Raw genomic sequence first — 25721 nt, 5'->3', positions numbered from 1 at the left:
CCCAGGCCATCGACCCGGCCATCCGGGTGCTGTACGTCGACATCGACCCGGTCGCGATCGTCGCGTCCAACCAGATCCTCATGGGCAACCCCACCTGCCGGGCCATCGAGGGTGACTTCACCCGCCCCGACCTGATCCTCGACGCGCTGGCCGGCGACGAGTTCGCCGCCGTGATCGACCTCGGCCAGCCCACCGCGCTGCTGTATTGCTCCGTCCTGCAGCAGGTCCCCGACGATCGGATCAACGACGTCGTCGCGCCGATTCGTGACCGACTCGTCTCCGGCAGCGCCATGGTCATCTCCCACATCAGCGCGGCGGTGACCGACCGGTACAGCGAGCAGACCGTGTCCACGGTGAAGAGCGTGTACCGCACTCAGGCCGCCAGTGACATCACACTGCGCACCGACGCGCAGCTCACCGTCTTGTTCGGCGACCTCGCCATGATCGAGCCGGGACTGGTGCCGCTCAACGAGTGGCGACCCGAACTCAGCGAGCCGGACCCCTACGCCACCACGCGCACCCCCTCGCCGATGCGGGGAGCAGTGGCCATTCGCCGCTGACCGGTCCCGGCATCGGCCGGCCAGCGCGGCACGGTCTCCCCTACCGAACCGACAGGCCCCATCCAGAAAGGATGGGGCTTATGCGCCACCCTGAGGCCCACCCGACATCAGCGGATGTATCGGGCCTGGTGTTTGGAAAAAGCGCGCCGTCGATGGCAAGTGCGCCTCGCGCGGATACGGATTTCCACCGGCGGTTCCGGCCCTCGCGCCCGCCACGCACAGGCTCCGCAAGGCGTGACTTTCACCCTCCGGGGCCCGCCACCTATGGCGCGCTTCGTAGCTCCCCGCACCGGACATATTCGCAGGTCAGCCGCATACCGCCAAGGCGACTGTTGGCAGGGTGATGCTGCTAGGGCTGGCCAGAAATATGGACACCACGCCGGGCCGCGTGCTGAATTGATCCCACCGGTGGCGTCGCCATCGGAGCAAAGACAAGCAGTTATGTAAGCCTGCCGCGCACCGCGCGCAGGATAATCGCTCGCGTCCTGAAACTGGTTGGCACAATGATTCCTCCACCATTTCCCTCTTGTGTTCGGTCGCTTCTTTCCCGCCGGTTGCCCACAGTGAGGTCCGGCAGATCAGCGGCGGCCGTGCTGTGCGGCCTGGGCATCGCCGGGCTGGCCGCGGCAGGGTGCACCGCGACCGCCGACGCGCCCTCCCCCGCTGCCGGCGCAACGTCACCCGCCAGCGCAAGCCACCCGAGCTCGCCAGCCACGCGCCCGTCTCCCGCGGTCTCCTACAGGCCGGTCAACGCGCTGTGCACCCGCCTCGACCTGCGGACGGTCGCCGACCTCGTCGGGCAGGTCGGCGCCCCACAGGGCCGCTCCCGCACGAGTGGCAACTCCGCCAACCTGGCGTGCGCGGTCACCGTCGGACGCCTGCCCGACGGTGTGGTGGTGACGGTGCGCGCCGACATCGGCGCGCCCGACTCTGGCCGGCTGATGTACGAGGGCCTTCGGCAAGCGCAGGAGGCAAGCGGACCGGTCACCGAGCTGACCGGTCTCGGCGCCGCCGCCTACACCTACACCGACAAGGCCACCGGCGTCACGGTGGTGACCTACGACGCCAACCTGTACCTGACGCTCACCGCCACGCCACTGCGCCTCGGGGCCGACCTCCCCGGCGATCTGACCGCTGGCCTGAGCGCCGCCGCGGCCTCCGCCCTCACCGCCCTGCGCGCCTGACCCGCACGTCGGCGTCCTGTTCTCCGACCGTTTGGAGGCCCTGATATGACCACGTCGTCCCTGCCCGCTGTGCTGCCGGGAACCGGTGCCAGCGACTACGTCCGCTACATGCGCACCGACGAGCTGCTCGCCCTGCAGAAGGGACCGGCGGAGTGGGTGCACCCCGACGAGCTGCTGTTCCAGATCGTGCACCAGAGCAGCGAGCTGTGGCTCAAGCTCACCCGCTCCCACCTGTCCCGCGCGCTGGCGCATCTCGACGGGGGACAGCCTGGTGCGGCGGAGCTGCTCATCGGCCGGGCCGCGGAAGCGCTGCGACTGATCACCGAACACCTGCACATCCTGCGGTCGCTACCCCCGGCGCACTTCGCCGTCATCCGCCCCGTGCTGGGCAACGGATCCGGATTCGAGTCTCCCGGATGGCGGCTGCTCCGCTCGGCGACCACAGAGCTGGACATCGCATTCAGCCGGCTGCTGTCCTCCCTTCGCCTCACCCCGGCCGACCTCTACCGGGGCCAACCGTCGGACCCGCTGTACCGGCTCGCCGAGGCCCTCGTTGGGTTCGACGAGCGGATCGCGTTGTGGCGCACCGAGCACTACAGCGTCGCCACCCGCGTCATCGGCCACGGCGTGCTCGGCACCCGCCACACCCCAGTCGACAGCCTTCCCAGCCTCATCAGCCGCCGCCGATTTCCGGCGCTGTGGGAGGCCCGCACCGAACTGACCGAAGCGCCCTCGCGCGGCGCCTGCCCCCGGCCGGTGCAGCCGTGACCGCCGCGACCCTGGCCCGGCCCGCGCCGCTGCGGCGACGCCTCGCCGCCGAGGGCGCTCACCTGGCGGCGTGCAGCATCGCCCCCCGCACCCGCGACGTGGACGAGGCCATCGCCCGGATGCTCGACGACCTGTCCCGGCCCGGCTTCTGGCAGGCGTGTGAGGAACAAGTAGCCCAGGCCCGCCGACTGTTCGCACGGCTCATCGGCGCCGACGTCGACCAGGTCGCGATCCTGCCCAACGCCAGCATCGCCGCACACCAGGCAGCGGCTGGCCGCCGGTGGCGGCACCGCCGCGAGATCCTGACCACCCCCGCCGAATTCCCCGGCATCGCGCACACCTGGCTGGCCCAGCCAGGGGCGCGGGTGCGCTGGTGTGGCACGCCCGACGGAGCCGTGCGCACCGGCGACTACCTGTCGCAGATCACGCCCCGCACCGCGCTGGTGTCGGTGCCCGCCGTCACCTACCGCGACGCCACCCGCCTCGACGTGGCACGCATCGCCGGCGCCGCCCACGAGGCCGGCGCGACGGTGTTCGTTGACGCCTACCAGGCCGCCGGTGTGATGCCGCTGCACGTCGACACGCTGCGCTGCGACTACCTCGTCACCGGCACCGGCAAGTACCTGCTCGGGCTGCCTGGCCTGGCCTTCCTCTACGTCCGCCACCCGGACGGGCCACCCCCGGCCCTCACCGGCTGGCTCGGCCGCACCAACCCGCACGCGATGCGCGCCACCGTCCTGGACTCGCCGGCGCACGCCCGCCGCTACGAAACCGGCACCCCCGCCCCGGCCGCCGTGTACGCCGCCGTCGCCGGCCTGTCCCTGGTCCACAGCCTTGACCTGCAGCACGTGCGTCACCACACGCAGCGGCTGATCGCCGCGACCGCCCAGCGGCTGGGCGCCCAGGGCGAGGTCGTGCGGCTGGCCCCAGACGCTGACGCGCAAGGCGCGCACCTCGCGCTCGTCGAACCGCACGCGGAGGCGATGGCGGCCTGGCTCGGCCACCGCAGCGTCACCGCCGCGCCCCGCAGCGGTGTCCTGCGCCTGGCCGTGCACGCCTACACCACCACCGACGACATCGACACCACGTGCGAGGCGATCGCCGCCTACCGGTGCCGCAGCCGTGCGGGAGCGACCCGATGAACCCCGCACCCCTACGCAGGTGGCTGGCCCAGCACCAGCCCAGCGCGCAGCGCTTCCCCTACGACGCGGTCATCGACGCCTACCAGCACCACGGCAAACAGCGCGTCCCCACCAACTGGACGGCACTGCTGCGGGCCGCCCGCGGCCGCCTGCCCGAGCTGCCGGCACCGACCGGCGACCTGGCCGCGTTCCTGGACCTCGCGCTCGACAAACCCGACGACAGGTACGACTACCGCAGCTACCTGGCCCTGCCCCTGCTGCCCATCCCCGACCCCGACAACCGGCCACAACCCGCGGACCGGATGCTGGCCCACCGCGACCGCCTGCACGTTCTCCTGCTGGCCGACCTCATCACCTTCGAGCTACGCGCTCTCGACAACAGCAGCCCGCCGCTGCCCCAGCTACGCCCCGACCCGGCGGTAGTGCGCAAACGCCTACGCCACACCGTCCGCGCCGCGATGCCCGCGCTACGGCGGCGCGGCGTCACCATCCCCGCCGCCAGCGATCCGGTCACTGCCGCCCGCCAGGCAGCCGCCGTGGCCCTCGACCTGAGCCCTCAAGAACGGCTCACCCTACGGGCCACCATGCTGCCCGTCTCGACGGTCCACGACGAGTGGATGTTCATCCGGGTCCTGCAAACCTTCGAGTTGACCTTCGGGCTGCTCGCCGTCGACCTCACCGCGGCCATCGCCGCCGTCCACGGCGGCCACCTCCACACGGCCGGCACACGCCTGTCCTTCGCCGCCACGCTCCTGCGGGAAACCGCGCCCCTGTGGTCCCTGCTGGCCACCATCCAGCCGCAGGCGTTCCACACCTTCCGCGTTCACACCGACGGAGCCAGCGCCATCCAGTCACGCGCCTACAAGCTGGTCGAATCGCTGTGCCGCACACCCGACCCGCAGCGCCTCAACTCCGCGGCGTACCTGTCCGTGCCCGACGTTCGAGCCCGCATCCGCGGCGGCCAGCCCACCATCACCGAGGCGCTCGACGCCATCCGCGCCAACCACCAGGCCCTCGCGCAAACGCCCGTTCTGGCCGACGGGATGCGGCAGTTCACCACCGCCGTGCACCAGTGGCGGCGCACCCACTACCGCCTCGCCGTACGGATGCTCGGCACCAGCAGGCCCGGCACCGGCGCCACACCCGGCACCCCCTACCTCTTCCACGGCCGCGACGCCGCCGTCTTCGGCGACCGAGAACCCCTCACGTGCGGGGACGGCCACCGATGACCGCCGTGACGATCCCACCGCAGCCCGTCGACACCACGAACGACAGCCTGCTCGTCCACGCTCACGACTTCCTGCGCCAGTGGCACGACGAGACCGGCACACCCGGGTTCACCCGGCGGTGGCGGGACGTACGCGCCGACATCACAGCGACCGGAACCTGGCACCCCACCTACGACGAACTGGCCTACGCCGCGCGGGTGGCCTGGCGCAACTCCGGCCGCTGCATCGGCCGGCTGCGCTGGCCCAGCCTCATCGTCCGCGACCGCCGCCACACCACCACCGTGGAGGAAGCCGGACGAGAACTGACCGCCCACCTCGACGAGGCCACCAACGGCGGGCGCGTCCGCTCGGTCATCACCGTCCTCGCCCCCGCAGCAGCCGCCGCCGCCCCGCCGGTGCGCGTCGTCAACCCGCAGCCTGCCCGGTACGCGGCCTGGCCCACCGGCGACGGCATCGTCGGCGATCCCGCCAACCTGACCCTGACCAGCCTCGCCCTACACCTGGGCTGGCCCGGCCCCGCCCGGCGCGGCCCGTTCGACCTGCTGCCCTGGATCGCCGCCACCGCCGACGGCCAACTCCACCTCCTACCGCCAGACCCCGCACACATCCGCGAGGTGCCGATCCACCACCCCGACCACCCGTGGATCGCCGACCTCGGCCTGCGCTGGCCCGCCGTGCCCGTCATCAGCAACATGGCACTCACCTTCGGCGGCCTGCGGTTCCCCGCACCTTTCAGCGGCACCTTCATGGCATCCGAGATCGCCACCCGCAACCTCGCCGACGAACACCGCTACCACCAACTCCCCGCCATCATCGCCGGCCTGGGCCTCGACGACCGCGACCGGCTGCGCGCCGACAAAGCCCTGCTCACCCTGCACGAAGCCGTGCTGCACAGCTTCGAATCCGCCGGCGTGTCCATCACCGACCACCACCGCGAAAGCCGAGCCTTCGCCCGCTTCGCGCAGCACGAGGAAGCAGCCGGCCGCGTCGTGGTCGGTGACTGGAGCTGGCTCAACTCCTACCCGATGACGCCCCAGGACCCCTCCTGGAACCGCTACTACAACACCGGCCAACCCACCCCGGCTCTCCTTCCGGACCCGTACTGCCTCGCCCTCACCGCCGGACACCCCAAGCCCGGCCACGAACCCTCACCGCGTCAGCACGCCGACGTCCCCCCGGCCGCTGCCGCCACACCCAACCACGCAAGGGAGGACACGTGTCCACACGCACACCCGCCAGGCATCACCGGCGACTGACCCGCCTGGCCGCCGCGGCCTTCACCCTGGCGGCCGTCACCGCAGGACTCGTCGGCGTCTCCGGCGGGCCCGCCCAGGCCGCAGGCTGCCGCGCCGCACCGTACAGCGCGAAATTCGGCGCCGCCGACTACTTCATGCAGTACGACGGCGTCGAAGTCATCAGCTACCCCAAGTACCCCAGCTACTACCGCACCACCAGCCAGTGCCGCGACATCCAGGTCCGCAACACCGGCGACGGCGTCGACTTCGGCCCGTTCTACGCCTGCGTCAACTTCTACGGACGCTCCGGCTGCAACTACTGGACCTACGTGCCCGTCGGCCAATGGCGCAACCTCGCCACCAACGTCAAGGACGGCACCAAGTTCTACATCTGGGTCCGCATCGACATGGGCAAGTACTACGGATTCAGAGCCGTCGGCGACTGGTGAGCAGTGACTGGGGGCCGCCCTGGCGGCCCCCAGCCACCACCCCCGGCTGCCGCCCATCCAGCGGAACGCCCGCCTCCCGGGGAGGATCAGCCAGCACTGCCTGCCCTTGCCGACATAGCCGCATCCCCGAAGCGCACCCAAGTGCGGCAGGACGTTCTGCTCCACCTCCGTCGCACCGATACCGTGGCACCGTGAACAGGCAGGACTGCCGAGACACCGGCGTGGTGACAACCTGGAACCTCGAAGAGGGATGGGGAACCATCGCGCTGAATCACGCCGACCTGACCGCCTGGGTGCACTACTCCGCAATCGTCGCCGGACCCACCGAGTACCGCAGCCTCACGCCTGGCCAGCAGGTGCGGTGCCAGTACGAAACGCCCGGCCAAGATGGCTATCCCGCCCGGGCGGTCGAGGTCACGAAGCTGTCGTAGTTGCGTCCAGACTCATGGTCGCCGCCGACAAAGTACGACCTTCCCCTCGGTGCCCGCCGCCGGCGTCAGACCTCGCCGCGGTCCCACCCCTGAGACAGGTTCTGATCCGCTCCACCGCGCCTCGTTGGTGATGCTGGCGGCTGCGCAATAGTCAAAACATCCGATAGTCCGTCGATGTCAAGCGCCACGGCCTCGGGGGCCTCCCGACGGTTATCGGTCCGCTGGCGCGAAAAGGTACGACAGCCCAGTGATCTCGATGATTCGTCGCACACGTTCGCTGGGCGCGACGGTGAACTGGCGCCCTGCGTCCTGGGCGGCGTTGTGGGCGTAGACGAGCATGCCCAGCACGGTCGAGTCGATGAAGGTTACCGCCGACATGTCGACAAGCAGGCGGGCAAGGCCGGCCTGACGAAGCTCGCCAGCGAGCAGCCCCTGGACAGCTCGGCTGGCGGACAAGTCCAGTTCTCCGGACAGCGTGACGGTGCTGGCAGCTCCGGCCCGGTCGACCCTGTGCTGCCAGAGCGGCGCCTGCATGAGCGGATCGTATCCGAGGAAACCGTGCGCGTCCTGCTCAGCCAGTGCGGGCGGGGCGGCGGCTCGCGATCGGCAGGAGCGGCCCTGAGGCAAGTTCATCCTGCTGCAGCCGCCGCGCTGCCAGGAGTGCTTGTCGCTGCGCCAGACGTGCCTCTTGGGCTGGCGTGCGGCGGGCGTCAGGCACCGAAGCCTGAGAAATGACCTCCGCAGCGTGTGGCGAGCAATGACAGTTGGGCGACCCGGGCATGGTGGCTGGGGTCGGGTGGCAGATCGGGGAATGCGGCCGCTATCCGCCGGCGGTTCGGGTGGGTCCCGTCTTCGGCCGGTTGGAGGCTGACCTCACCGCCGAGAGCGGTCAGTGCCGCTACGCAGGCGTCGACTGCCTCGTCGGGGACGTCGAGGTGGTAGACGGTTCGGCGAGGCATCGGCTCGGGGTAGTCGCCGCGATCCTCCGCCATCGCCCAGTGCATACGCTGGCAGAGGTCGGCCAGTAGGGCGTTCAGTTGACCGACCGAAGCGCCTTCAGGCAACGGCCCGCGGTCGGTGAGCCGATCGACCAGGCGGCGCACCAGGTCCGGCGGAAGCTCGTCGGCCAGTAGATGGCCATGCACGGTGACGAGCACACCGAAGATCGCCTCAAGGTCACTCCTTGGTAGTGCCCGGGTGCGCGGCTCCACCCGCATCACGCTACTGGCCTCGGCGCTCCTGATGCAGGCCGCCGCGCCCGGAGCAAGACATCCGCGCGTTGGTGGTTGTCAAGCGCACCGGTGAGGGGGCACGCAGCGGACCGGACGGTCGGGCGACGGCGCTCAACAGCCGCTGGCCTGCCTGATGGTTCGCGAGCGACAGCGCCCAGCTGCCGCTTTTGACGGTTCCGCCCTGGATTTCTTCCCGAATGGGTCGAGGTTCAGCGACCGGTTCACGCCGCCCTCTGGTTCGTCGCCCCTAGACATCCGTGTGTAATCGCCAGGCTTCGACGGCGGCTGCGGCGGGCAGCAGGGCGGTGAGGGCGAGCGCGGCGGACGGTCCCCATGGTTGCCACAGAGCCGCGCAGAGCGCCGTGCCGCAGCCACCCCCCAGGAAGATGGCCAGGGTGAGCAGGCCGACGGCGCCTCCGCGGGTATCGGATGTGGCGTGGGTGGTGGTCGTGGCGGTAAGCAGCATCTGCGCGACGGCCGACGCGGCGAACGCGGCGGTGGTGGCCGCCGCGACCGAGATCGGATGAGGGTTGGCTGCGGCGTAGCAGAGCGCAGTGGCGAACAGCAGACTCACGGCGGCAAGGACCTGCCGGGCGGGCAGACGACGGGCGGCCAGGGCAGCGAGCCGGGCCAGTATTGCGCCGACGACCGCGCCGGGTAGCAGGAGCAGCCCGATCTGCGTGGTGTTGTATCCGAGGCCGGTAAGCAGGTGGGGGGCGGCGTAGAGGATCGCGAACAGGCCCGCGTACACGCCAGCGCCGGCCAGGGCGGCGCGCCGGAACCAGGCGGCGGCCAGTACCTCAGCGGCGACGAATCCACCGGTGCGCCGCCGCCGGGTGCGGGCGGCAACGCCGAGGGCGGCAGCCGCAGTGACAGCGGCAACCACCATGGCCACGACCATGCCGGTGCGTTGGGCTGCCATCTGCGCGGTCAGCAGCAGCCCGGCGGCGACGGCCGCGAGCAGTCCCGCGCCCGGCCAGTCCACCCAGCCGCGACGCAGTCGGCGGGTGGCCAGAGGCCAGCACAGCGGGATGACCACGACCGACAGAACGGGCAGGGCCAGCGCTCCGCGCCACGACCAGGCCGTCGCTGCCGCGCCTGCCAGGGGCGCGGTGGCGGAGAACCCGGCCAGGCAGGCGCCGAACTGGGCCAGCGCCGCCGGACGCTGGTTGGCGGGCAGACGGGCGGCGGTCGCGAGCGCGGTGGCCATGACCGCCCCTGAGCCGACGGCCAGCAGGACACGGCCAACGACGACCGGGGCTAGGGTGGGGGCGGCGGCACAGACGGCGGCGCCGATCATCAGAAGCGTTGCCGCGGTGAGCAGGACCGGGCGGGCGCCCCGCAGATCGACGAGGCGTCCGGCGGTGACCGCGCCGACTCCTATGCCCACGGCGTAGGCGGTCAGGATCGATGCGAGCGCCGTACCGCCGGCATGCAGATGCACAGCCGCGTCCGGAAGCGCGACAGCTGCGGCGCTTACCCCGTAGACGGCCGGCCCGTACAGGACACCCAGCCGCCATCCGGGGACCGATACTCTCCCGGCGTCACCGCCGGTAGCCGACGCGTTGGGCAGTGTGGTCGAGTGTGGTGTCATCGGATCCTCGCCTGCAGCGCCACGTGTTGTGGGCGGATGGGGGTGATCGGGTCGTGCCTCCGCGCGCTCGGGCCGCGGTGGTAGCTGGCCTCTGGTCGTCTCCGCAGCCGCGCGAAGGTGGTGGGGGCCAAGGCGGCAGCGGCGCGCAGCCGCGCCCCAGTGCCGCCGGTCACCGCGTTCGCTCCTCACCGGTGTTGGTGTCTTCCGGGCGGGTGCGGACGGCGAGGACCCGCAGCACGTGAGCGAGGTCGTGCGTGGGTGGTAAACCTGGGGCGGCGAACAGGTTGGCCTGTTGCGCGTGGACCCGTTGTCGCAGTGCCCGCGCGAGGTCCACGCCGGCCTGGGTGGGGCGTACGACGACACGTCGACGGTCATGCTCGTGCAACTGACGTTGGACGAGGTCGCGGTCGACCAGCAGGCTGAGCGCGTTGGTGAGGGTGGCCTTGGCGATGCCCACCTCAGCGGCGACGACGCGGGTTTCCACCACCCGCCGGGCGCAGATGAGCACCAGCACGTCGTAGGTGGTCCAGGTCATGCCTGCCTCGCGCAGCGCGGTGCGCTCGATGTAGGCGCGGACGGTGTTGGCTGTGCGGCACAGCTGGGCAAGGGCGTCGGGGCGAGCCGGCGGCGTGGCCCTCGCGTTGACCGGTGGCCGGTAGATTCCCGCTGTCCGCCAGCGGGTGTTGGTGCTCATCGCGACCACCTGCGTTGCCGCGGGCGGCGCAGGGCCTGCCGGTTGCGGCATTGGCCCCCCTTGCCCCCGCCGCAGTCGCCCGGCGGCGGTTCGGGTGTCGGTCGGCGTGGTTGGCTGGACTGTTCGCTGCGCATGGTTCAACCCCCGTGGTTCGCGCGCTGTCGTTGTTGTGCCGGTGGCTGCGGCCGGGCCTCACCCAAGCCTTCGTTGATCTCGTCGGTGCTGACCCGACTGCCGGCGCTCGGCGTCAAGGTGTGGATGTTCGGCTAGTCCCGAGCACAGGCATGGGCGTGAGGCGCATGTCGTCTCTTCGACGCACCAGCTCGCAGCCTTTGAACGGGGAGGCGAGGCGTATCGGTGGTGGTCGGCGCCATCGGCGGCGCCGATGCGACGGTGGTCAGGACACCCCGGGAAGAGGGGAGCACCTCGGCCGGTGGGCTGACCATGCGGTGCTGGCGGCACATGCCACACACGAGCACGCGCCCGCGGCACAGCACCGATCACCAGGACGGCTGCGGCTGCGACCCGGCCGTTAAGACAGGGGCGATTGGCCGCCCCGCCGCGGGCTCAAGTCAGGTGGGCTGCGGCGGTTCGTGTCCCGATGCGGCGCCGAGCGCGGCGTTGACGCGCTGGCCGAGCAGGCGCAGTTGATGGTGGACGTCGACCAGCGCCGCCCGTCGCTGCACGGTGGGCTGCCGGGTCGCTGTGTCGACGAGGACCGCGATGTCGGTGCGCAACCGAGTGAGACTGCTGCTGATCGCGGTCGTCGGCACCTCGAAGGTGGTCGCGCGGCGACGCCGCGCAGGTAGGCGTCGCCGGGATGCCCCTCGCTGGGCCGGCCCCGGTATGTATGCCGCGTCCGTTCGTCGGTGTCTTGTCACTGCCGCCTCTCCTCGTGGTCGCGTCACCGCCGGACCCTGCCGTGCCGCTAGGCGAACCGCGTGTGGTGGCCACGCTGCGCGCGCCAAGGCTCTGGCGGTGTTGTCGTTGAGGGGCGTGAAGCCGGCGGGAAGGCCCTCTCCCCGCCCGCCGGCTTCCCCCGCTCGCGACCCCGTCCGCCGGGAAGGCGGGCGGGCCGTGAACGCTCGGGCTGCTCGTCTGATGGACCCCTGCACGTTCGCCTCCCCCTTCAAGGCTTGCCGCGCAACTCCGGGTCGACGTCGGGATCGACGCGATCGGGTCCCGTCACTGCTGCGGCCTGAACGCGGATCAGACGGAGCAGCCCCTCAGCGGCGGCCTGTCCCCCTCTGACGCCGCCGCCCGCGCATCGGGATGCCGTCTCGCGTGCGGTACCCCGATCCGCTACGCTCCAACTTCAGTTCGAGTTGAGCCGAACCGCAGTTGCGGAGCGATGCTCAGAGCTAAGCACACACCACCGAACGGCGTCAACCACAGTTTGAGTTGCTACCAACTACGGTTTGCGGGTTGGGAGATCCATGAACGACACGCCCGTGGACCAGGCCGAGGCCGAGGCCTCCCACCTGATCCAGACCAGACTCCTCGCGCTCTTCGAGGCCGCCAACGAAGACCGGGCTCCCTATACGGAGACCGAGGTCGCCCGGAGGCTCAACGAGCGCGGACACCGCATCACCGCCGAAGGCATCCGCAACCTCCTGCGCTCCCCCCGGATCAACCCCAAGGCCTCCACCCTGCGCGCCCTCGCCGAGTTCTTCGACGTGCCCGCGGGCTACCTGCTCGGCGACCAGGACGAGCCCGAAGAGCAAAGCCGGGAGGTCAGGGTCATGGCGAGATCCATCGCCAAGCTCTCACCCGCCTCCCAACAGAGCATCGCGAAGATCATCGAGAACCTCGTGGACCTCGAGGAATCCGCGCGAGAGGGAGGCAGGAACTCCTAGGAACCACCTCCGGCACGGAGACCACAGCGTGAAGACACCACCGTGCCCGGTCCCTCGCAGGTGCTGCCGTCCGATTCGAGTCCGAGGCAAGGCGCCGCAGCGCGCCCGCGCCGGACTCGAATCCCCCCGTGGTTTTGTCAGCTTCACCCCTGATTTCGCTCTCGCATGGATCGACGGACCAACCATGCCTGACTGATCGGAGCTGTGACAGGTGGCAAATCCTGCACGAACTGCCAGTTCGTGTACTGAGGCTGCGTTAAGGGCGCTGCGCTACCATGCCCGCTCGGGAGGTGACCGATGGAAGAGCTGGTCAGCCAGATGCTGCGGCACTGGCGCAGCCGGCTGACTCGTGACGACATCGGACTGCCGCCCCGAGTCCACCGCAAGCACGGATCCCTGACCCAGGAGGACGTCGCCGAGGCCACCGGATTCGGGCTACGCACATACGTGGACCTGGAGCGAGGCCGGTCCCGGCCCAGCCCCGAACTCCTCGACTCCGTCAGCGAGGTCTTGCGCCTGTCCGCCGACGAACGCCGGGCCCTGTGGCTGGCGGCCACCGGCACCGCACGGCCCGCTCAGAGCTACATGCGCGACGCGGACCCTGGACTGACACAGCTGTGCAAGTCGCTGCCCTACCCGGCCTACGTCACCGACGCCGCCTGGTGGGTCATCGCCGCCAACCAGGCGCTCGCCAACTGGTTCGACGACTTCGGCGCACTACCGGCAGCCGAACGGAATATCGCCAAGTACATCTTCGCCAACCCGCACGCCACGCACGTCTTCGTAGGCTGGCCCCGGTTCGCTGACGAATTCGTCGCCCGATTCCGGGCACTGTACGCCGGACTCGGGGAAAGCGAGGGATTCACCAGCCTCCTCGCGGAGCTACGCGAGCACCCGGAGTTCGAGAGCCGCTGGTCCGACACCGCCGCGATCAGCGTCGACCCGCCCACCGCCACCAGACTCTTCCGCGAGCCCGGCAAGGACCTTGACGATCCCGGCGTGCCGCTCGACATGGTGATCCTCGCACCCGCACAACCTGAGGACGGCAGGAGACTCGTCGTCTTCCAATACCCGCCCGGCTACACACCTCCCGCCCCGTCCGGCAGCAGCGGCACCGAGGTGTGCCCGGCCTGCATCCGCCTCCGGCAATGACCCAACAGCCCACCGCAGGCACCTGGCTCGCCACCGTGCGCCGCGCCGCAGGACTCACCCAAGTCGACACCGCCTGGCGAGCCGGCATCACCGTCCGCGCCTACCAGGCAATCGAGGCCGGCCGGCGCCCCACACCCAAAACCATGCACGCCATCGCCACAACACTGGGACTCGACCCCGCAGGCCGCCGGCACCTCGACCGCCTGATGCACCCACCCCGCACCGCCCCCGCACCACCACCGGCAGACCATCTGCACCAACTACTGGCCCACATCAGCGCACCCGCGTGGGCGGTCGACCCGGCATGGACCGTCCTCGCCGCATCACCCTCGGCCCCGGCAACGCCCGCCAACCTCGCACTCTGGGCAATCGACGCCGCCGCGAAATTCGACGACTGGCCCCGCGTGTCCGCCGAACTCGTCGCCCGCACACGATCAACACTGAGCTGGTACGAGACAGCTGGCGAGTCCGTCCAGAGCGTCGTCACCGCGATCCGAGAAGCGAGCCCCGCCGCTGACCTGGCCTGGTCAGCCGGCCGCGTCGCCGACGTTCCCCACCGCGAGGTCCTGGCCTTCGCCGGCCGATCCCTCACCCTGCACTGGGCGTCGGTGGGGGATGATCCGTCGGCGCGGCTCGTCGTAATCACAGGAAGGAATGCCCGGCATTCAGACGGCTCGCATCCACAGTGCGTCGTCCCCAACGTGCCGCTGCGCACCACGGCTCCCGGACGGCCCCCAAGTCCAGCAGAGGCCCAATAGACTGCAACCCGAAGTGCCTCCCTGACGGAGCAACCTGGTCACCACCTCACAGGTTCCCAGCAGGACAGGCACCTCCGCTTACCTACACCACCGCCGAGCCATCTCGGCGGGCCGGGTGCTCACGGAGGTCGGCATGCCCCAGCCAACCGAGGAACCATCCACCAGCTTGGTCCTGGTGCATCCCGGCCCCAACTGGGACCACACCCAGCCACTGGCGAAGCAACACAACGCCCAAGGACACATGGCCTGGGTCGCACACCACGTCGCCTCCGGCACCGCCATCGCAGCCGGCCCCATCTGGCGTCACGACCAACACCTCGACGGCGACCTCGTCGGCGTGCTCATCCTCGCGCTCACACCGACAGAAGCCGAAGAACTAACCCACACCGACCCAGCGGTCACCGGAGGCCAACTCGCCATGAACGTGCGCCCGTTCCATCGGGTAACCGTAGGTACGTAGAGGGCCTGGGTCGGCGCCGTAGGGGACAACCGGGACGCGCCCCAACAGCCAGAGCGGAAGCCCTCGGAGAAGTCGAGCAGCAAGAGCCGGGTGCTACGACACGGGGGGATCGCAGCACCCGGACTGCCCGCGACGATACGGCAAGCCCCACAGCGTTTGCAGCATCAGAATCGGGCGCGGGCCGCGCCTTGGCGGCTTCGGGCAACCTGAGGGTCAGCAGCAGTTTGCAGCTGTCGGCCTGCACGCCGAACGGCGGCAGGCAGGCACGCATTCGTGATGGCGCTCGACCGACGTCGGCACATCAACGTCCATCAAGGGCAACGCGACGTGCAGGCACGGGTCGAGTCCGAGTGACAGGTTCTCCGAGAACCCAAGGACTGATCTAATGGTGTCCTTGCCGGGATGTGTCGCAGCCATCCGGAAGCCTGTCCGCGATAGAAGATGGCGGCACCCCTGGGTACCGGCTCTCCTCGCGTCCCGGGGACCACCCCTGATTCCGGAAACGCATACCCCTTACCCGTTCATCGGCTGGCGCCTCCACCGGGTTAGGGGCTGCATCAGGGGCGGCTACCGGCGTCCGTTGTGGGAGGACGGCCAGGGCAAAGCCCCGCTTCGGCCAGCGCGCGGACCCCTGCTGGCAAGGCAGGGGGCGCCTCGTAGCTTCGCGACGCCGGCGTGCTGACCGGCGGCCACCTCTGGGGTACTCCGGCCCAACCCGATCGCGGGCGGCGACGGGAGGACCTGTCTTCTCGTCGGCGGTCAGCGGCACTAACGCCGGCTATCGTGCTGGACAATCGGCGTGCCTGCCCTGCCCCGCCGTTGGCCCCCGCCGTAGCTGTAACAGCGAGCACCGGACCGACGCTGATCCACAGGGGACGCCCGTGACGCACGGCCCTCCCCTCGCCGGGCGGGACGACAGGCCCCACCCTCCCCGTGGTCCCGTCCGGCCTCCCCATGTCCGACCCGCAACAGCGCCCCCTGACGCTGCCGGAGGCCCCGTGATCGTCGAATCGACCACCCGCACACCGCCGCCCCGCTGGCCAGTCAACGACAGCCGGCCCGCACCCACAGCGTGGAACCAGCCAACCCGCCCGAACCTGGTGGTACAGCAACAGCCGCGCGACTGGCTGCCGTACGCCGCGCTGGGCGGTACAGCAGTGATGATCGGATTCCTCGCCACGATCGTGGTCGTCCTGGCCCGATAGCCAGCCCTGCGCCCTCAACCAACAACGAACGCCCCCACCGCCAAGCAACCTGGTGGGGGGCTTCGCCCCGCCCCGAACCGGAGGTACCGGCAAGAAAAGGGCCAGTCAGCGGACAGTCGCATTCCCGGGCGGGCGCATGACGCCGGCCCGGGTGGTGGGCGGGCCGACGGTCAGGGCCGGAGTCAGCGGCGGCCGTAGGCGCCGGAGGCGATGCAGACGCCGATTGCGGCGAAGCCGACTTGGAGGACCAGCTCGATCCAGTCGATGCCGCGGGTGTCGGCGACGCCGAAGGCTCCGGCGACGAGCGTGCCGAGGAGCGCGGCGACCACCCCGATGAGCAAGGTGAGCCAGATCGGGATGGTCTGCTTGCCTGGTACGACCAGCCGGCCCAACGCGCCGATGACCAGGCCGATGATGAACGCGGTGAAGATGCCGGTGACTTCCACGAAAGCGTCCCTTCCCAGGCGGCTATCTGCTTCCAACGTCGCCTAACCGCGCAAGGGGGCCAACCGCTGTCTCTCATGGAACGGGCGGATGCCCGGACGGCCACGGGACCTGGCCGCCCGGGCATCGCCGCGAGAGTGTGTTACTTGGCCAGGGCGACCAGGGCACTGGCGGTGCGGAAGTACGGGTTGCGGCCGAGGTCACCGATCGTGACGATGCCGAGCGCCTCCTTGAGCAGCTTGGCACCACCGTCGCTAACCCCGGCGAGGGCGGACACCGGGGCGTCGACCAGCTCGGCGAGGGTCTTGTCCTGGAAGGCCTTGTCGACGAGCGTGGTGAGGTCGGCGGTGACGGGCATGAACACTCCTTTTTCACGTGGCCAGGCAATTCCGGCTACACGGGGCAAACCAGGTTGGATTAGATCATCAGCCGCGTTGTTAAGTCCACAGGGGACCACCAGGTCAGCATCCTCGCCCTCGCCGCCCTCGTCGTCGCCGAACGAGTCGAAGACCTCCTCGCGATCATGCCGCCGGCGACACCAACCCGTGTCGACGCTCGGCCCGCCCACCCCGAACGGGCCCAGCAGGCTCCCCCCGCCGCGCGGTCCGGTTCGCGCAGCGCCACCGCTCCTACATCGTGTGCGCTGTGTTCGTGGCGTGCTGGGCGAGGTAGGTCATGACGGCTGGGTTGTTGGTGTAGGCGAAGCCTTCCCATCCGTCGTAGCGGAATCCGGCCCGTCGGGCCATCTCGTCGATCGTGATCATCGCGTCGGCGAGTCGCTTGTCATTGCCGCCGACGAGTTGTTGACGCATCACTGAGTCGCCGACGAGGTCGATGAAGATCGGCTCGGTTCGGTGGTGGCGGTACCGCGCGAAGTTCGGATGGTAGCTGGGGCTTCCGGATCCGTCGGGGTCGCCGAGAAAGACGATGCCGGTCAGTGCGTCGAATTGGCAGAGGCTGTCGAGCGCGCGGTCGGACTCTGAGGGCACGTCGGAGTGCAGGGCCGGGCACTCGCGGATGATGTTGCGCGCCCGGCCGATGATGTCGATGTTGGGCTGGTCGAGGAGGCTGGCGCGGGAGGCGTAGAGGATGGCGTGGCGCAGCCAATTGCGGTAGTAGTCGAACTCGGGCCCCTGGGGCTTCCGGTCGGCGAGCGTCCGGACCGCGGTCCAATTCTTGACGCGGACCGCCTGCCCGCCTAGCGCGTAGGCGTGGGCGGCGATGAGCAGCCGCCGCTGGAGTGCGCTGAGCTGGTCGGCCGTTGGTAGGGGCGATTCGTAGATGCGCACCAGCGCGGAGACCGCCTCGGTGAACCATTGGTCTTGCCGATAGGTCAGAGCGAGCGCGGCGATGCTCGCCATTCGGTGCAGCAGGGTACCGAGCTCCGCCAGATCGGACGGTGGGATCTCGGCCGCGTCGGCGGTCGCTTGCAGTACGGCGCGGCGCAGGGGGATGTCGTCGTGGCGGCGCATCAGTTCCAGCGCCAGATCGTCGAACGCGGCAGCGTCGAGCCGCCAGGTCATCGCGGCGACCGGCAGTTGTTGCAGGTTGTGCGCAGCGAGCCGGACGTTGATCAGTGCGCTCATCTCGTCGCGGTACTCGGCACGCCACTGTTCCTTCTGCCGTTCGACGATCGATGCGATGAGGCGCTCACGATCGGCGGGTTCCCACACCACGCTCGAGGTTCCCCGCCGGACGTACACCTCGCCCCTGCGGAACTCGAATCCCTTGCGCTTGCCGCCCTTGGCCTGCGGGTCGTCGATCTCGTACTCGCCGTTGCGTGTGAAGATGTGGAAACCGCGGGGGCTGGCCGCGACGTAGAGCAGCACCATCGGGCACCCGTCGATGTTGTGCCGGGCAACGCCGAACTCGATCGGCTCCGTGATGTATTTGGCGACTTTCGCGCGGAGGCGGGACTCGTCGAACAGTTCGAGGTGTCGTCGGGTCAGGCCCGTAACTGGGGTGCCGTCGTCGGCGGCCCCGATGATGATGTAGCCGCCCTGATCGTTGCCGACCATTGCCGCGATGTCTTTGACCAGCGCGACCAGGTCGTAGGTGTCGCTGAGATCGCACAAGGTCTTGAAGTCCAGGCAGGACTGCTCGCAGCCCTCGGCCAGCAGTGACCGGAGTTTCTCCTCCGTCAGCACCGGCTCCACCACCGCTGCCACGACCCCTCCTTCTCGGGAAGCTGAGCACCGCCGGGTATCGCCGGTGCCATGTCATTCATCCGGATGGTGCCTGTTGCGGCGTCGTGGGCTCGTGGCTGACCGTTCAGCCAACTGTCCGAAGCGTGTCGGCGCGCTGTGCCACTCTGGTCAGGCCCGGCCGAGCCGGACGGCGGTGCGGTCGAGCATTCGCAGCAGGAGATCGCCGAAGGGCACGACCTCGGATGCGACCGTGGGATCGCCGTACTCGACCTGCCGGTGCGAGCTGGGGTTCTTGAACACGCCGATGGCCCCGGCGAACAGGGTGCCAAGCGCGTCGCGCTCGCCGGGGTCGAGGGCAGGGTCAGCCAGCGGCCCTTGACTGCCGAATGCCTGCCGCATCAGCTTGACGCCGATGTCCGAGTCACTGGCGCCGGCAAGTTCCCGCACGCGGATCTCCACCTCGCGCAGCGTCGCGAAGGCCGCCAATTCGTACTCGCCGAGCAGAAACTGGGTACGCACCGTGGCCGCGATCCGCGGATGCAGATCCACGTTCAGCCGCTGCTCGGCACGAACGAGAGCAAGCCCGTCAGATGCTTCGAGGACCGCTCGCCCACGTCGGGTGATGTAGCAGTGCGCGGAGTTCTGCTCCGGGTCGGCCGCCAGCAGCCCATGGGTACGCAGCCAATCGAACGCCTCCCCGAGGGCACGCAGCGCCTCGGCGTAATCGCTGACCCGGTTCGCCGCGTACGCCTGCTTCGCGCCCTGGATCATGCCGTTGCGCTGAAAGAGTCCACCGGTGCTCGCGGCGAATCGCTTCAGCAGGACAAGAGCCAGGCGGTCGACCGGCAGGTTCAAAGCCTCTTCCACCGACGCCGGCGGGGTGTAGGTGATCTGCACCTCGGCGAAAGTATCTCCAACCAGCGGAGAGGACAACCCGGTTCCGCCTCTCCCAGGTCGGCTGAGCTGGTCGGGATGAATGACGACGACCAGGCGTTCGTGGAGCACTGGCGCGTAGGGCCGGACGCTGGCCATGCCGGGCAGTCCACTGCTCGGACTGGCCGGCCATCCTGGGGCACACCGCTCGGCGCTTCCGGTATTCCAGGATGAGGCACTTGCCCTGGCGAAGTCCCTGACGGAGTCCCTGACGGCACCTGGGGAGGCGGATCGGTCGGACGTGGACGGCCAGGCGCTACTGCCGAATGGCATCCGGAGCTTCTTGCGCTGCGGGGTGGCCGACCTGGACACTCAGTTCTGGTGTGTGGTCACGGGTTGATCAGGCCGTTTTGCCGCAGCCAGGTTTCGATGGCGGGACGGGCGTCGTTGACTTCTTCGCCGCGTATGGCGAGTCCGGCGGCGATGACGGCGCCGCGGCATGCGGCCGCGGAGTCGCGTTCGGTGGTGCCCAGACCGCTCAGGGCGTAGGTGGTGACCGGGTGGGCGGTCTTGCCGGTGAAGTCGTAGCTGTCTGCGAACGTTGACATGATCATGGGTGCGCGGACGTTCCAGATCCCGCTGGCCAGACCGCGCCAGAGCGGTGCGCCGGTGACAACTACGACTGAAAGTCACCGCACGCACTATGCCCCTGAGGCCGGGTTGCACCTCACCCACACCCTGACTTTGTGCCCGGCGGCGGGCCGGACCTGGGAGGCGAACCGCAAAAAGGGCAACCGGACCGCCGGGGTTAAAGCATTGATGCTCGGTGATTGCCTTGGTGATCATCAACCCCCAGCGTCCGCTGGACCGGGCTGGACGCCCCGGAACCCCCAGGATCGGGCGGGACGGAGGGGATGCTCGTCGGACGAGCATTTGCTGAGGTGCGCCCAGACGGGATACCCGCTGACGGTTGCGCCGGCCGCCTGCATTGACTGTTGCCGCAGCGACCGTCGCTCTCGTGACCACTCGTGGCGGTGATCCGCAGGGCGCCAGCAAGGATGGACCGATAGCCGGACGTCCGGTAGTTCGCGGAATCGGATAGACGCAGGCACCTTCAAGCCGCCATCGCGACTTCGCTTGGCGAAGCGTGCGCCGACGGGTCCGTTTCCAGTACGTGTAATGGCAGTTCCTCCCTTCTCGAGGCCGGCCGGGCCTAGCGTCGAAGCAGAGCACCACCACCCGTTCTCGCTTACCGCAGGAGGTATCGCATGGCACAGGAACAGAGTCGCGCACAGCAGCTGGTGGGTGACATCGCCCCGAAGCTGGCGGAGCTGACCGACGAGGTGTTGTTCGGCGATGTCTGGACCCGACCCGGACTCTCGCCGCGCGACCGCAGTCTGATCACGGTCGCCGCTCTGACCGCGCTCGGGCGCACCGATCAGCTCCGGTCTCACCTCGGCTTGGCGCTTGACAACGGCGTGACTCCGGAGGAGCTGGCCGAGCTGGCCACTCACCTGGCGTTCTATGCGGGATGGCCGGCCGGGATGAGCGCGGCGACCCTACTCAAGCAGGTCGTCGATGAGCGGTGACCAACCGGACGGCCACCCGGTGATCATCCTGCCCGCGCCTCCCACGGCGAAGGCGGCGGAAGATCGGTTCACCGGCGATGTGTGGGTGGACGGCATCACCAATGGGGCCGGGGCCGGGTGCGCGCGACTGGCGACAGTGCGGTTCTCACCGGGAGCACGGACCGCGTGGCATTGCCACGCCCGCGGCCAGACTCTCCGCGTGACCGACGGGCACGGGCTCGTCCAGTCCAGGGATGGACAGATCATCGTGATGCGACCGGGCGACACCGTCTACACCCCACCCGGCACCTGGCATTGGCACGGGGCGATGCCCGGTTCGTTCATGACGCACCTCGCACTCACCGATAGCGGCAGCGAGGCCGGTGTCGCCGATGTCGAGTGGGGCGAGCACGTCAGCGACGACGAGTACACCGCCGCGACCAGTGGCGACACCGGAAGGAGCACGCGATGACGACGGACGACAGCGTGACATCCGAGCCAACAGCTACGCCGCTGGCGATTGCCGCGCAGGGAAGCTTCGCCGTCGGCGGCACTATGGTGTCCAAGGAGGGGAGCTTCAACCCGCGCGATCCGATGAATCCGGTGGGACAGACACTGCATGGCGATCACGCCCGCGTCACGTTCCAGATCCCGGTCGATGCCCGCCCCCTGCCGCTGCTGTTCTGGCACGGCTGGTGGGTAGATAGCAGCTGCTGGGACACGACGCCCGACGGTCGCGAAGGCTTCCGCACCCTGTTCCTCCGACGCGGCTTCCCGGTGTATCTGCTCGATCAGCCGCGGCGCGGTTCGGCCGGCAAGACGACAACTGCCACAGAGATCAACACCGAGCCGAACGAGCAGTGGTTCTTCAACCAGTTCCGTCTGGGACTGTGGCCAGACTTGTACGAGGGCGTTCAGTTCTCTGACGATCCTGCGGCGCTCGAGCAGTTCTTCCGGGCCATGGTGCCCGACACCGGTCCGCTTGACACAGAGGTGATCGTCGCGGCAGCGTCGGCGGCGATCGACCGCATCGGCCCGCTCGTGCTGGTCACCCACTCTCACGCCGGCGGGTTCGGGTGGCTCGCCCAGATGCGCAACCCCAATGTGCGCGCGGTGGTCAGCATCGAACCGGGCAGCGGGTTCGTGTTCCCCGAGGGTGAGTTGCCCGAGGCGATGCCGAGTTCGAACGGCACGCTGGAGCCAACGCCCATCCCCGCCTCGGAGTTCGAGGCGCTGACGCGGGTACCGATCATCGTCTACTACGGCGACGACATCCCGACCGCGCCGACCGACATCGCCGGCCGCGACAACTGGCGCGTCCGCGTGAAGATGGCCCGGATCTGGGTCGACACGATCAACCGCCACGGCGGCGACGCAACCTTCGTGTCGCTGCCCGAGCAGGGCATCCACGGGAACACCCACTTCGCGTTCAGCGACCTCAACAACCACGAGATCGCCGACCAGATCACAACGTTCCTCGCCGACAAAAACCTCGACTGAGCACACCCAAGGAGATGCACATGAACGACAGGAACACCAAAGTCGAAATGGGTCCGGTGCACGACTACCGTGACAACCCGTTCGGCCTCGTCTACGAGTACGCCATCACGGAGAACGAGCCGGGCAAAGTCAACATCCACCCCGTCAGCTACACGCTGCGCGGCCTGAAGATCGCCGCGAACGTCTACACCCCGGCGAACTACGACCCGAACGGCGCGTACCCGGCCATCACCGTAGCGCACCCTAACGGCGGAGTGAAAGAGCAGGTCGCCGGTCGCTACGCCCAGCGACTGGCCGAGCAGGGCTACATCACCATCGCCGCGGACGCCGCTTATCAAGGTGCGAGCGAAGGCGAGCCGCGCAACGTGGACAAGCCCTTCTTCCGCACCGACGACGTGCACGGCATGGCGGACTTCATCGCCGGCTATCCGGGCGTGGACACCGAGCGTTTGGGGGCGCTTGGCATCTGCGGCGGGGGCGGGTACACCTTGAAGGCGGTGCAGTCCGACAAGCGTTTCAAGGCCGTCGCCACGGTGAGCATGTTCAACTCGGGCCGGGTGCGTCGCAATGGCATGCAGGACTCGCAGATGGGCACCATCCAGAAGCGCCTCAAGGAGGCTTCTGACGCCCGCGCGCAGGAGGTGGCCGGGAGGGGTATTCCCGTCCGTACCCACGAGATGACCGGCGGGAATATTCTCTATGCGGGCGACGCGGACCTGACGGATGAGCAAATCGATGCACTGCCGGTCGATCTATATCGGCAGGGTTACAAATATTACTGGAGGACCCACGCGCACCCTGGCTCGACCTTCAAGTACACGATGAGCAGTCTGCTCGATCTGATGTCCTTCGACGCCACCGACCAGCTCGACCTGATCAACGTACCGCTTCTGCTGATCGCGGGAAGCGAGGCCGACACCCGCTACATGAGTGAGGACGCGCTCTCGAAGGCGACCGGCACGGAGGACAAGGAGTTGTTCCTCATCGAGGGCGCAACGCATATCGAGACCTACTGGGTTGACGAGTACGTGGATGCCGCACTCGGCAAGCTGACGGCGTTCTTCGCCAGAACCGTATAGGCGCGCGAAGACGCCTTCAACGGCTGGGCTGCACCCCCGGCGTGAGCCACGCGGGGGTGTCTGCCGTTGGGTCACCGCGAGCAGGGGCTTCGAATCGGTCGGGTGCCGGTGGTCAGAGAACCTGCCCGAACGTGCGCCGAGTCCCGGGGGGCGTTCTCTGCGGGCGGAGGAGAATCGAGGCATGGACGGCACGTCACCTGCGCCCGCACGAGTCCGACGGTGGCGCGCCCGTGCACATGCCGGTGAGGGTGCGACCACGTTCGAGTTGTTCTTCGACCTGGTCTACGTCTTCGCCGTCACGCAGGTCGCCGACCTCATGACGCACGACCACGGCGCGCAGGGTGTCCTGCACGGGCTGATTCTGCTCGGCATGCTGTGGTGGACGTGGTGCGGTTTCACCTGGCTGGGCAATCAGGTCCGCGCCGATGCGGGAATCGGGATGGCCGGTTTCGGCCTCGCCACGGTCGGTGTCTTCGTCGTCGCCATGACAGTCCCCGAGGCGTGGTCAGACGCCGACGGTGGCTTGTACGGACCGGCCGTTCTGGTATCGGCGTACCTTTTCGTGCGGGTAGTCCACCTCGTCGCGTACAGCATCGCTGCGCAAGGCGACGTGGGACTGAGGCGACAGATCGCGATCTCCTGGCTGCCGCTCATCGTCATGGGTGTCCTGCTCCTGCTCGGCGCTGCCATGGGTGGCGAACTGCGGACGATCCTGTTCGCCGTCGCGGTCCTCGGCGAATGGCTGTCGATCTACCTGACCTCCCGGTCTGGCAGCTGGAGAATCCACAGCGCGTCCCATTGGACGGAACGGTACGAATTGTTCGTCCTGATCGTTCTCGGCGAGTCACTTGTCGCGGTAGGTGTCGGGGCGGCTGAGCACGCCCTTAGCGGGCCGCTCCTCATCGCTGCCGGGTTGGGTGTCGGCTTCGCGGTCTGCCTGTGGTGGTTGTACTTCGATCTGGTCGCGCCCGCCACCGAACAGCGCGTTGCTGAGCTCGCGGGATCGAAACGTGTGCGGGTGGCGCTGGAGGCCTACGTCTACGGTCACTTCCCTCTGATCGCGGGGGTCGTCGTCGCTGCTGTCGGCGTTGAAGGCGCCTTGCATCTGGCAGAAAAGCCTGAACCCGTCGGCGCCTTCTATGGACTGTGCCCGACTGGCGGAGTGATGCTGCACATGGTCGGGCACTTGATATTCGACCGCCGCGTCCTGCGCGCACGAAACATCGCCCGGATCAGCACGCTGCTCGTCCTCACTGTGCTCTCACCCGTGATCGTGTTGTTTCCTGCGCTGGCAGCGCTGGCCTGCGTGACGTTCGTCCTCGCCGCGCTGGTTGTCTTCGAACGCGTGCACTTCGCCGGACTGCGACAGCAGTACCGAAACGGATAGCGGGCTCAGAACCGCCCGCGGACGGCGTCGAGTTCGGCGACGACGCCGGCGGGCTCCTGGTCGAGCGGCATGTTGTCGCGGTCCAAGACACCGTCGAGCGCGCCCGCCGGGTCGGCCCGCAACGCGGCGAAGAGCGGGTCGAGGTCCGTCTGGGCTGGCCCGTTCTCGGCCACCAGTTCCAGGGTCTTGCGCGTCGCGGCGTCCGACGTCAGTGACCCGACCAGTACCTGGGCGATCTGGGTGCGTGCGATGACGCCGTCGGAAGGATCGCTGGCCCACCGGGTGTCGCCCTGCAACATCACCAGACGGTGCTGATCGGGGGTGTTGTAGTCGAACCAGCCCGGACGGACGATCGTGTACGGCAGGCCGCTTGCCCGGACGAGCCGTTCCCCGCGGCGTTTCCAATCGTGGCCTGGCGTGTGCTTCGTGACGCCGATCGCGGTCATCAACGCGATCCTGGCCGGGGCGTCCAGGACACTCAGGATGTTGCGCACGGCTCCGTAGTCGACTGCTTCGGCTTCCTGCGCGCCTCCGTGGCTGCCGTGGGTGAAGACGATGCCGGTGACGCCTCTGACGGCGTCGCGCAGCGTCTCCGCGTCCGTCAGGTCACCGACGACGACTCGCGTGCCCTCGGGAAACCGGTCCGCTTGGGCCTCGTCGCGCACCAGCGCCCTGGTCTCGTAGCCGGCACCGAGTGATTCGGCGACCGCCGGCCTTCCAATGCTCCCGCTTGCCCCGACGACGAGCACCGTGGACATCACGTTTGCCATGATC

Annotated in this window: 29 protein-coding genes; 18 read left to right on the top strand and 11 right to left on the bottom strand. The window is 69.1% G+C overall.

Annotated features, from left to right (window positions below):
- The 8 genes from ABZ570_RS13760 to ABZ570_RS13725 form a co-directional block, all read left to right on the top strand.
- The coding region (locus tag ABZ570_RS13760) for an SAM-dependent methyltransferase (RefSeq protein WP_358061857.1) at positions 1-560 on the top strand (560 nt) is incomplete at its 5' end.
- A 563-nt stretch (positions 561-1123) separates the two neighbouring features.
- The gene (locus ABZ570_RS13755) at positions 1124-1744 is read left to right on the top strand and encodes a hypothetical protein (RefSeq protein ID WP_358061854.1); all 621 of its coding nucleotides are present in this window, start codon (positions 1124-1126) and stop codon (positions 1742-1744) included.
- A gap of 45 nt (positions 1745-1789) precedes the next feature.
- On the top strand, positions 1790-2512 hold the full coding sequence (locus ABZ570_RS13750; protein WP_358061851.1) for a tryptophan 2,3-dioxygenase family protein: 723 nt from the start codon (positions 1790-1792) through the stop codon (positions 2510-2512).
- A 119-nt stretch (positions 2513-2631) separates the two neighbouring features.
- Complete coding sequence (locus tag ABZ570_RS13745) at positions 2632-3654, top strand: aminotransferase class V-fold PLP-dependent enzyme (protein WP_358061869.1); 1023 nt, start codon at positions 2632-2634, stop codon at positions 3652-3654.
- Positions 3651-4883 carry a hypothetical protein gene (locus tag ABZ570_RS13740; RefSeq protein WP_358061848.1) on the top strand — a complete coding sequence of 411 codons (1233 nt, stop codon included), beginning with the start codon at positions 3651-3653 and terminating at the stop codon, positions 4881-4883. The genes ABZ570_RS13745 and ABZ570_RS13740 overlap by 4 nt, the downstream gene beginning before the upstream one ends.
- Positions 4880-6139: a nitric oxide synthase oxygenase gene (locus ABZ570_RS13735; protein ID WP_358061845.1), complete on the top strand. Its 1260-nt coding sequence runs from the start codon at positions 4880-4882 to the stop codon at positions 6137-6139. The genes ABZ570_RS13740 and ABZ570_RS13735 overlap by 4 nt, the downstream gene beginning before the upstream one ends.
- Complete coding sequence (locus ABZ570_RS13730) at positions 6100-6567, top strand: hypothetical protein (RefSeq protein ID WP_358061842.1); 468 nt, start codon at positions 6100-6102, stop codon at positions 6565-6567. The genes ABZ570_RS13735 and ABZ570_RS13730 overlap by 40 nt, the downstream gene beginning before the upstream one ends.
- Before the next feature lie 191 nt (positions 6568-6758).
- Positions 6759-6998 (top strand): cold shock domain-containing protein, encoded by a 240-nt coding sequence (locus ABZ570_RS13725; protein WP_358061839.1) that lies wholly within the window; start codon positions 6759-6761, stop codon positions 6996-6998.
- Between the two features lie 210 nt (positions 6999-7208).
- On the opposite strand, the gene ABZ570_RS13720 is transcribed toward ABZ570_RS13725, so the two are convergent.
- The 5 genes from ABZ570_RS13720 to ABZ570_RS13700 all read right to left on the bottom strand — a co-directional run bounded on the left by ABZ570_RS13720 (position 7209) and on the right by ABZ570_RS13700 (position 11255).
- Positions 7209-7532, bottom strand: a complete 324-nt coding sequence (locus ABZ570_RS13720) for an STAS domain-containing protein (RefSeq protein WP_358061836.1) — start codon at positions 7530-7532, stop codon at positions 7209-7211.
- 176 nt (positions 7533-7708) lie between these two features.
- Complete coding sequence (locus ABZ570_RS13715; protein WP_358061833.1) at positions 7709-8209, bottom strand: hypothetical protein; 501 nt, start codon at positions 8207-8209, stop codon at positions 7709-7711.
- 268 nt (positions 8210-8477) lie between these two features.
- A complete protein-coding gene (locus ABZ570_RS13710) occupies positions 8478-9824 on the bottom strand; it encodes an MFS transporter (protein ID WP_358061830.1) in 1347 nt (448 codons plus the stop codon).
- A 169-nt stretch (positions 9825-9993) separates the two neighbouring features.
- Positions 9994-10518 carry a MarR family winged helix-turn-helix transcriptional regulator gene (locus tag ABZ570_RS13705; RefSeq protein WP_358061827.1) on the bottom strand — a complete coding sequence of 175 codons (525 nt, stop codon included), beginning with the start codon at positions 10516-10518 and terminating at the stop codon, positions 9994-9996.
- Between the two features lie 572 nt (positions 10519-11090).
- Positions 11091-11255 carry a hypothetical protein gene (locus ABZ570_RS13700; RefSeq protein WP_358061824.1) on the bottom strand — a complete coding sequence of 55 codons (165 nt, stop codon included), beginning with the start codon at positions 11253-11255 and terminating at the stop codon, positions 11091-11093.
- A gap of 699 nt (positions 11256-11954) precedes the next feature.
- Here ABZ570_RS13700 and ABZ570_RS13695 point away from each other — a divergent pair.
- From ABZ570_RS13695 to ABZ570_RS13675, 5 genes are all read left to right on the top strand, one after another.
- On the top strand, positions 11955-12374 hold the full coding sequence (locus ABZ570_RS13695; protein ID WP_358061821.1) for a hypothetical protein: 420 nt from the start codon (positions 11955-11957) through the stop codon (positions 12372-12374).
- A 297-nt stretch (positions 12375-12671) separates the two neighbouring features.
- Positions 12672-13526 carry a helix-turn-helix transcriptional regulator gene (locus tag ABZ570_RS13690; protein ID WP_358061818.1) on the top strand — a complete coding sequence of 285 codons (855 nt, stop codon included), beginning with the start codon at positions 12672-12674 and terminating at the stop codon, positions 13524-13526.
- Positions 13523-14284, top strand: a complete 762-nt coding sequence (locus ABZ570_RS13685) for a helix-turn-helix domain-containing protein (RefSeq protein ID WP_358061815.1) — start codon at positions 13523-13525, stop codon at positions 14282-14284. Before ABZ570_RS13690 ends, ABZ570_RS13685 begins: the two co-directional genes overlap by 4 nt.
- Positions 14285-14417: 133 nt before the next feature.
- On the top strand, positions 14418-14744 hold the full coding sequence (locus ABZ570_RS13680; RefSeq protein WP_358061812.1) for a hypothetical protein: 327 nt from the start codon (positions 14418-14420) through the stop codon (positions 14742-14744).
- A gap of 998 nt (positions 14745-15742) precedes the next feature.
- Positions 15743-15949 carry a hypothetical protein gene (locus ABZ570_RS13675; protein ID WP_358061810.1) on the top strand — a complete coding sequence of 69 codons (207 nt, stop codon included), beginning with the start codon at positions 15743-15745 and terminating at the stop codon, positions 15947-15949.
- Positions 15950-16131: 182 nt separating this feature from the next.
- Here ABZ570_RS13675 and ABZ570_RS13670 read toward each other — a convergent pair whose 3' ends face one another.
- The 5 genes from ABZ570_RS13670 to ABZ570_RS13650 all read right to left on the bottom strand — a co-directional run bounded on the left by ABZ570_RS13670 (position 16132) and on the right by ABZ570_RS13650 (position 20048).
- Complete coding sequence (locus ABZ570_RS13670) at positions 16132-16395, bottom strand: GlsB/YeaQ/YmgE family stress response membrane protein (RefSeq protein WP_358061807.1); 264 nt, start codon at positions 16393-16395, stop codon at positions 16132-16134.
- 140 nt (positions 16396-16535) lie between these two features.
- On the bottom strand, positions 16536-16751 hold the full coding sequence (locus ABZ570_RS13665) for a hypothetical protein (RefSeq protein ID WP_358061804.1): 216 nt from the start codon (positions 16749-16751) through the stop codon (positions 16536-16538).
- A 271-nt stretch (positions 16752-17022) separates the two neighbouring features.
- A complete protein-coding gene (locus ABZ570_RS13660; protein ID WP_358061801.1) occupies positions 17023-18561 on the bottom strand; it encodes an ATP-binding protein in 1539 nt (512 codons plus the stop codon).
- 147 nt (positions 18562-18708) lie between these two features.
- A complete protein-coding gene (locus tag ABZ570_RS13655) occupies positions 18709-19437 on the bottom strand; it encodes a TIGR02391 family protein (RefSeq protein WP_358061798.1) in 729 nt (242 codons plus the stop codon).
- 365 nt (positions 19438-19802) lie between these two features.
- Positions 19803-20048: a flavodoxin gene (locus ABZ570_RS13650; protein ID WP_358061866.1), complete on the bottom strand. Its 246-nt coding sequence runs from the start codon at positions 20046-20048 to the stop codon at positions 19803-19805.
- A 633-nt stretch (positions 20049-20681) separates the two neighbouring features.
- On the opposite strand from ABZ570_RS13650, the gene ABZ570_RS13645 reads away from it, so the two are divergent.
- From ABZ570_RS13645 to ABZ570_RS13625, 5 genes are all read left to right on the top strand, one after another.
- Positions 20682-21002, top strand: a complete 321-nt coding sequence (locus tag ABZ570_RS13645; RefSeq protein ID WP_358061795.1) for a carboxymuconolactone decarboxylase family protein — start codon at positions 20682-20684, stop codon at positions 21000-21002.
- The gene (locus ABZ570_RS13640; RefSeq protein ID WP_358061793.1) at positions 20992-21453 is read left to right on the top strand and encodes a cupin domain-containing protein; all 462 of its coding nucleotides are present in this window, start codon (positions 20992-20994) and stop codon (positions 21451-21453) included. The genes ABZ570_RS13645 and ABZ570_RS13640 overlap by 11 nt, the downstream gene beginning before the upstream one ends.
- Positions 21450-22481 (top strand): alpha/beta fold hydrolase, encoded by a 1032-nt coding sequence (locus tag ABZ570_RS13635; protein WP_358061791.1) that lies wholly within the window; start codon positions 21450-21452, stop codon positions 22479-22481. Before ABZ570_RS13640 ends, ABZ570_RS13635 begins: the two co-directional genes overlap by 4 nt.
- Positions 22482-22501: 20 nt before the next feature.
- On the top strand, positions 22502-23560 hold the full coding sequence (locus ABZ570_RS13630; protein ID WP_358061788.1) for an alpha/beta hydrolase: 1059 nt from the start codon (positions 22502-22504) through the stop codon (positions 23558-23560).
- 181 nt (positions 23561-23741) lie between these two features.
- A complete protein-coding gene (locus tag ABZ570_RS13625; RefSeq protein ID WP_358061785.1) occupies positions 23742-24947 on the top strand; it encodes a low temperature requirement protein A in 1206 nt (401 codons plus the stop codon).
- 5 nt (positions 24948-24952) lie between these two features.
- On the opposite strand, the gene ABZ570_RS13620 is transcribed toward ABZ570_RS13625, so the two are convergent.
- The gene (locus ABZ570_RS13620) at positions 24953-25717 is read right to left on the bottom strand and encodes an SDR family oxidoreductase (protein WP_358061783.1); all 765 of its coding nucleotides are present in this window, start codon (positions 25715-25717) and stop codon (positions 24953-24955) included.
- Positions 25718-25721 lie beyond the last annotated feature (4 nt).

The organism is Micromonospora sp. NPDC007271, assembly GCF_040634005.1.
Taxonomy (GTDB): domain Bacteria; phylum Actinomycetota; class Actinomycetes; order Mycobacteriales; family Micromonosporaceae; genus Micromonospora.
Note: the sequence above shows the minus strand (reverse complement) of the source record. Positions and strands in the feature narration are given on the sequence as shown.

Coding starts and splice junctions, on each gene's coding strand:
- ABZ570_RS13750 (WP_358061851.1), top strand. CDS start 1,790: ATGACCACGTCGTCCCTGCCCGCTGTGCTGCCGGGAACCGGTGCCAGC.
- ABZ570_RS13745 (WP_358061869.1), top strand. CDS start 2,632: ATGCTCGACGACCTGTCCCGGCCCGGCTTCTGGCAGGCGTGTGAGGAA.
- ABZ570_RS13740 (WP_358061848.1), top strand. CDS start 3,651: ATGAACCCCGCACCCCTACGCAGGTGGCTGGCCCAGCACCAGCCCAGC.
- ABZ570_RS13735 (WP_358061845.1), top strand. CDS start 4,880: ATGACCGCCGTGACGATCCCACCGCAGCCCGTCGACACCACGAACGAC.
- ABZ570_RS13720 (WP_358061836.1), bottom strand. CDS start 7,532: ATGCAGGCGCCGCTCTGGCAGCACAGGGTCGACCGGGCCGGAGCTGCC.
- ABZ570_RS13710 (WP_358061830.1), bottom strand. CDS start 9,824: ATGACACCACACTCGACCACACTGCCCAACGCGTCGGCTACCGGCGGT.
- ABZ570_RS13705 (WP_358061827.1), bottom strand. CDS start 10,518: ATGAGCACCAACACCCGCTGGCGGACAGCGGGAATCTACCGGCCACCG.
- ABZ570_RS13695 (WP_358061821.1), top strand. CDS start 11,955: ATGAACGACACGCCCGTGGACCAGGCCGAGGCCGAGGCCTCCCACCTG.
- ABZ570_RS13690 (WP_358061818.1), top strand. CDS start 12,672: ATGGAAGAGCTGGTCAGCCAGATGCTGCGGCACTGGCGCAGCCGGCTG.
- ABZ570_RS13685 (WP_358061815.1), top strand. CDS start 13,523: ATGACCCAACAGCCCACCGCAGGCACCTGGCTCGCCACCGTGCGCCGC.
- ABZ570_RS13680 (WP_358061812.1), top strand. CDS start 14,418: ATGCCCCAGCCAACCGAGGAACCATCCACCAGCTTGGTCCTGGTGCAT.
- ABZ570_RS13665 (WP_358061804.1), bottom strand. CDS start 16,751: ATGCCCGTCACCGCCGACCTCACCACGCTCGTCGACAAGGCCTTCCAG.
- ABZ570_RS13645 (WP_358061795.1), top strand. CDS start 20,682: ATGGCACAGGAACAGAGTCGCGCACAGCAGCTGGTGGGTGACATCGCC.
- ABZ570_RS13640 (WP_358061793.1), top strand. CDS start 20,992: ATGAGCGGTGACCAACCGGACGGCCACCCGGTGATCATCCTGCCCGCG.
- ABZ570_RS13635 (WP_358061791.1), top strand. CDS start 21,450: ATGACGACGGACGACAGCGTGACATCCGAGCCAACAGCTACGCCGCTG.
- ABZ570_RS13630 (WP_358061788.1), top strand. CDS start 22,502: ATGAACGACAGGAACACCAAAGTCGAAATGGGTCCGGTGCACGACTAC.
- ABZ570_RS13625 (WP_358061785.1), top strand. CDS start 23,742: ATGGACGGCACGTCACCTGCGCCCGCACGAGTCCGACGGTGGCGCGCC.
- ABZ570_RS13620 (WP_358061783.1), bottom strand. CDS start 25,717: ATGGCAAACGTGATGTCCACGGTGCTCGTCGTCGGGGCAAGCGGGAGC.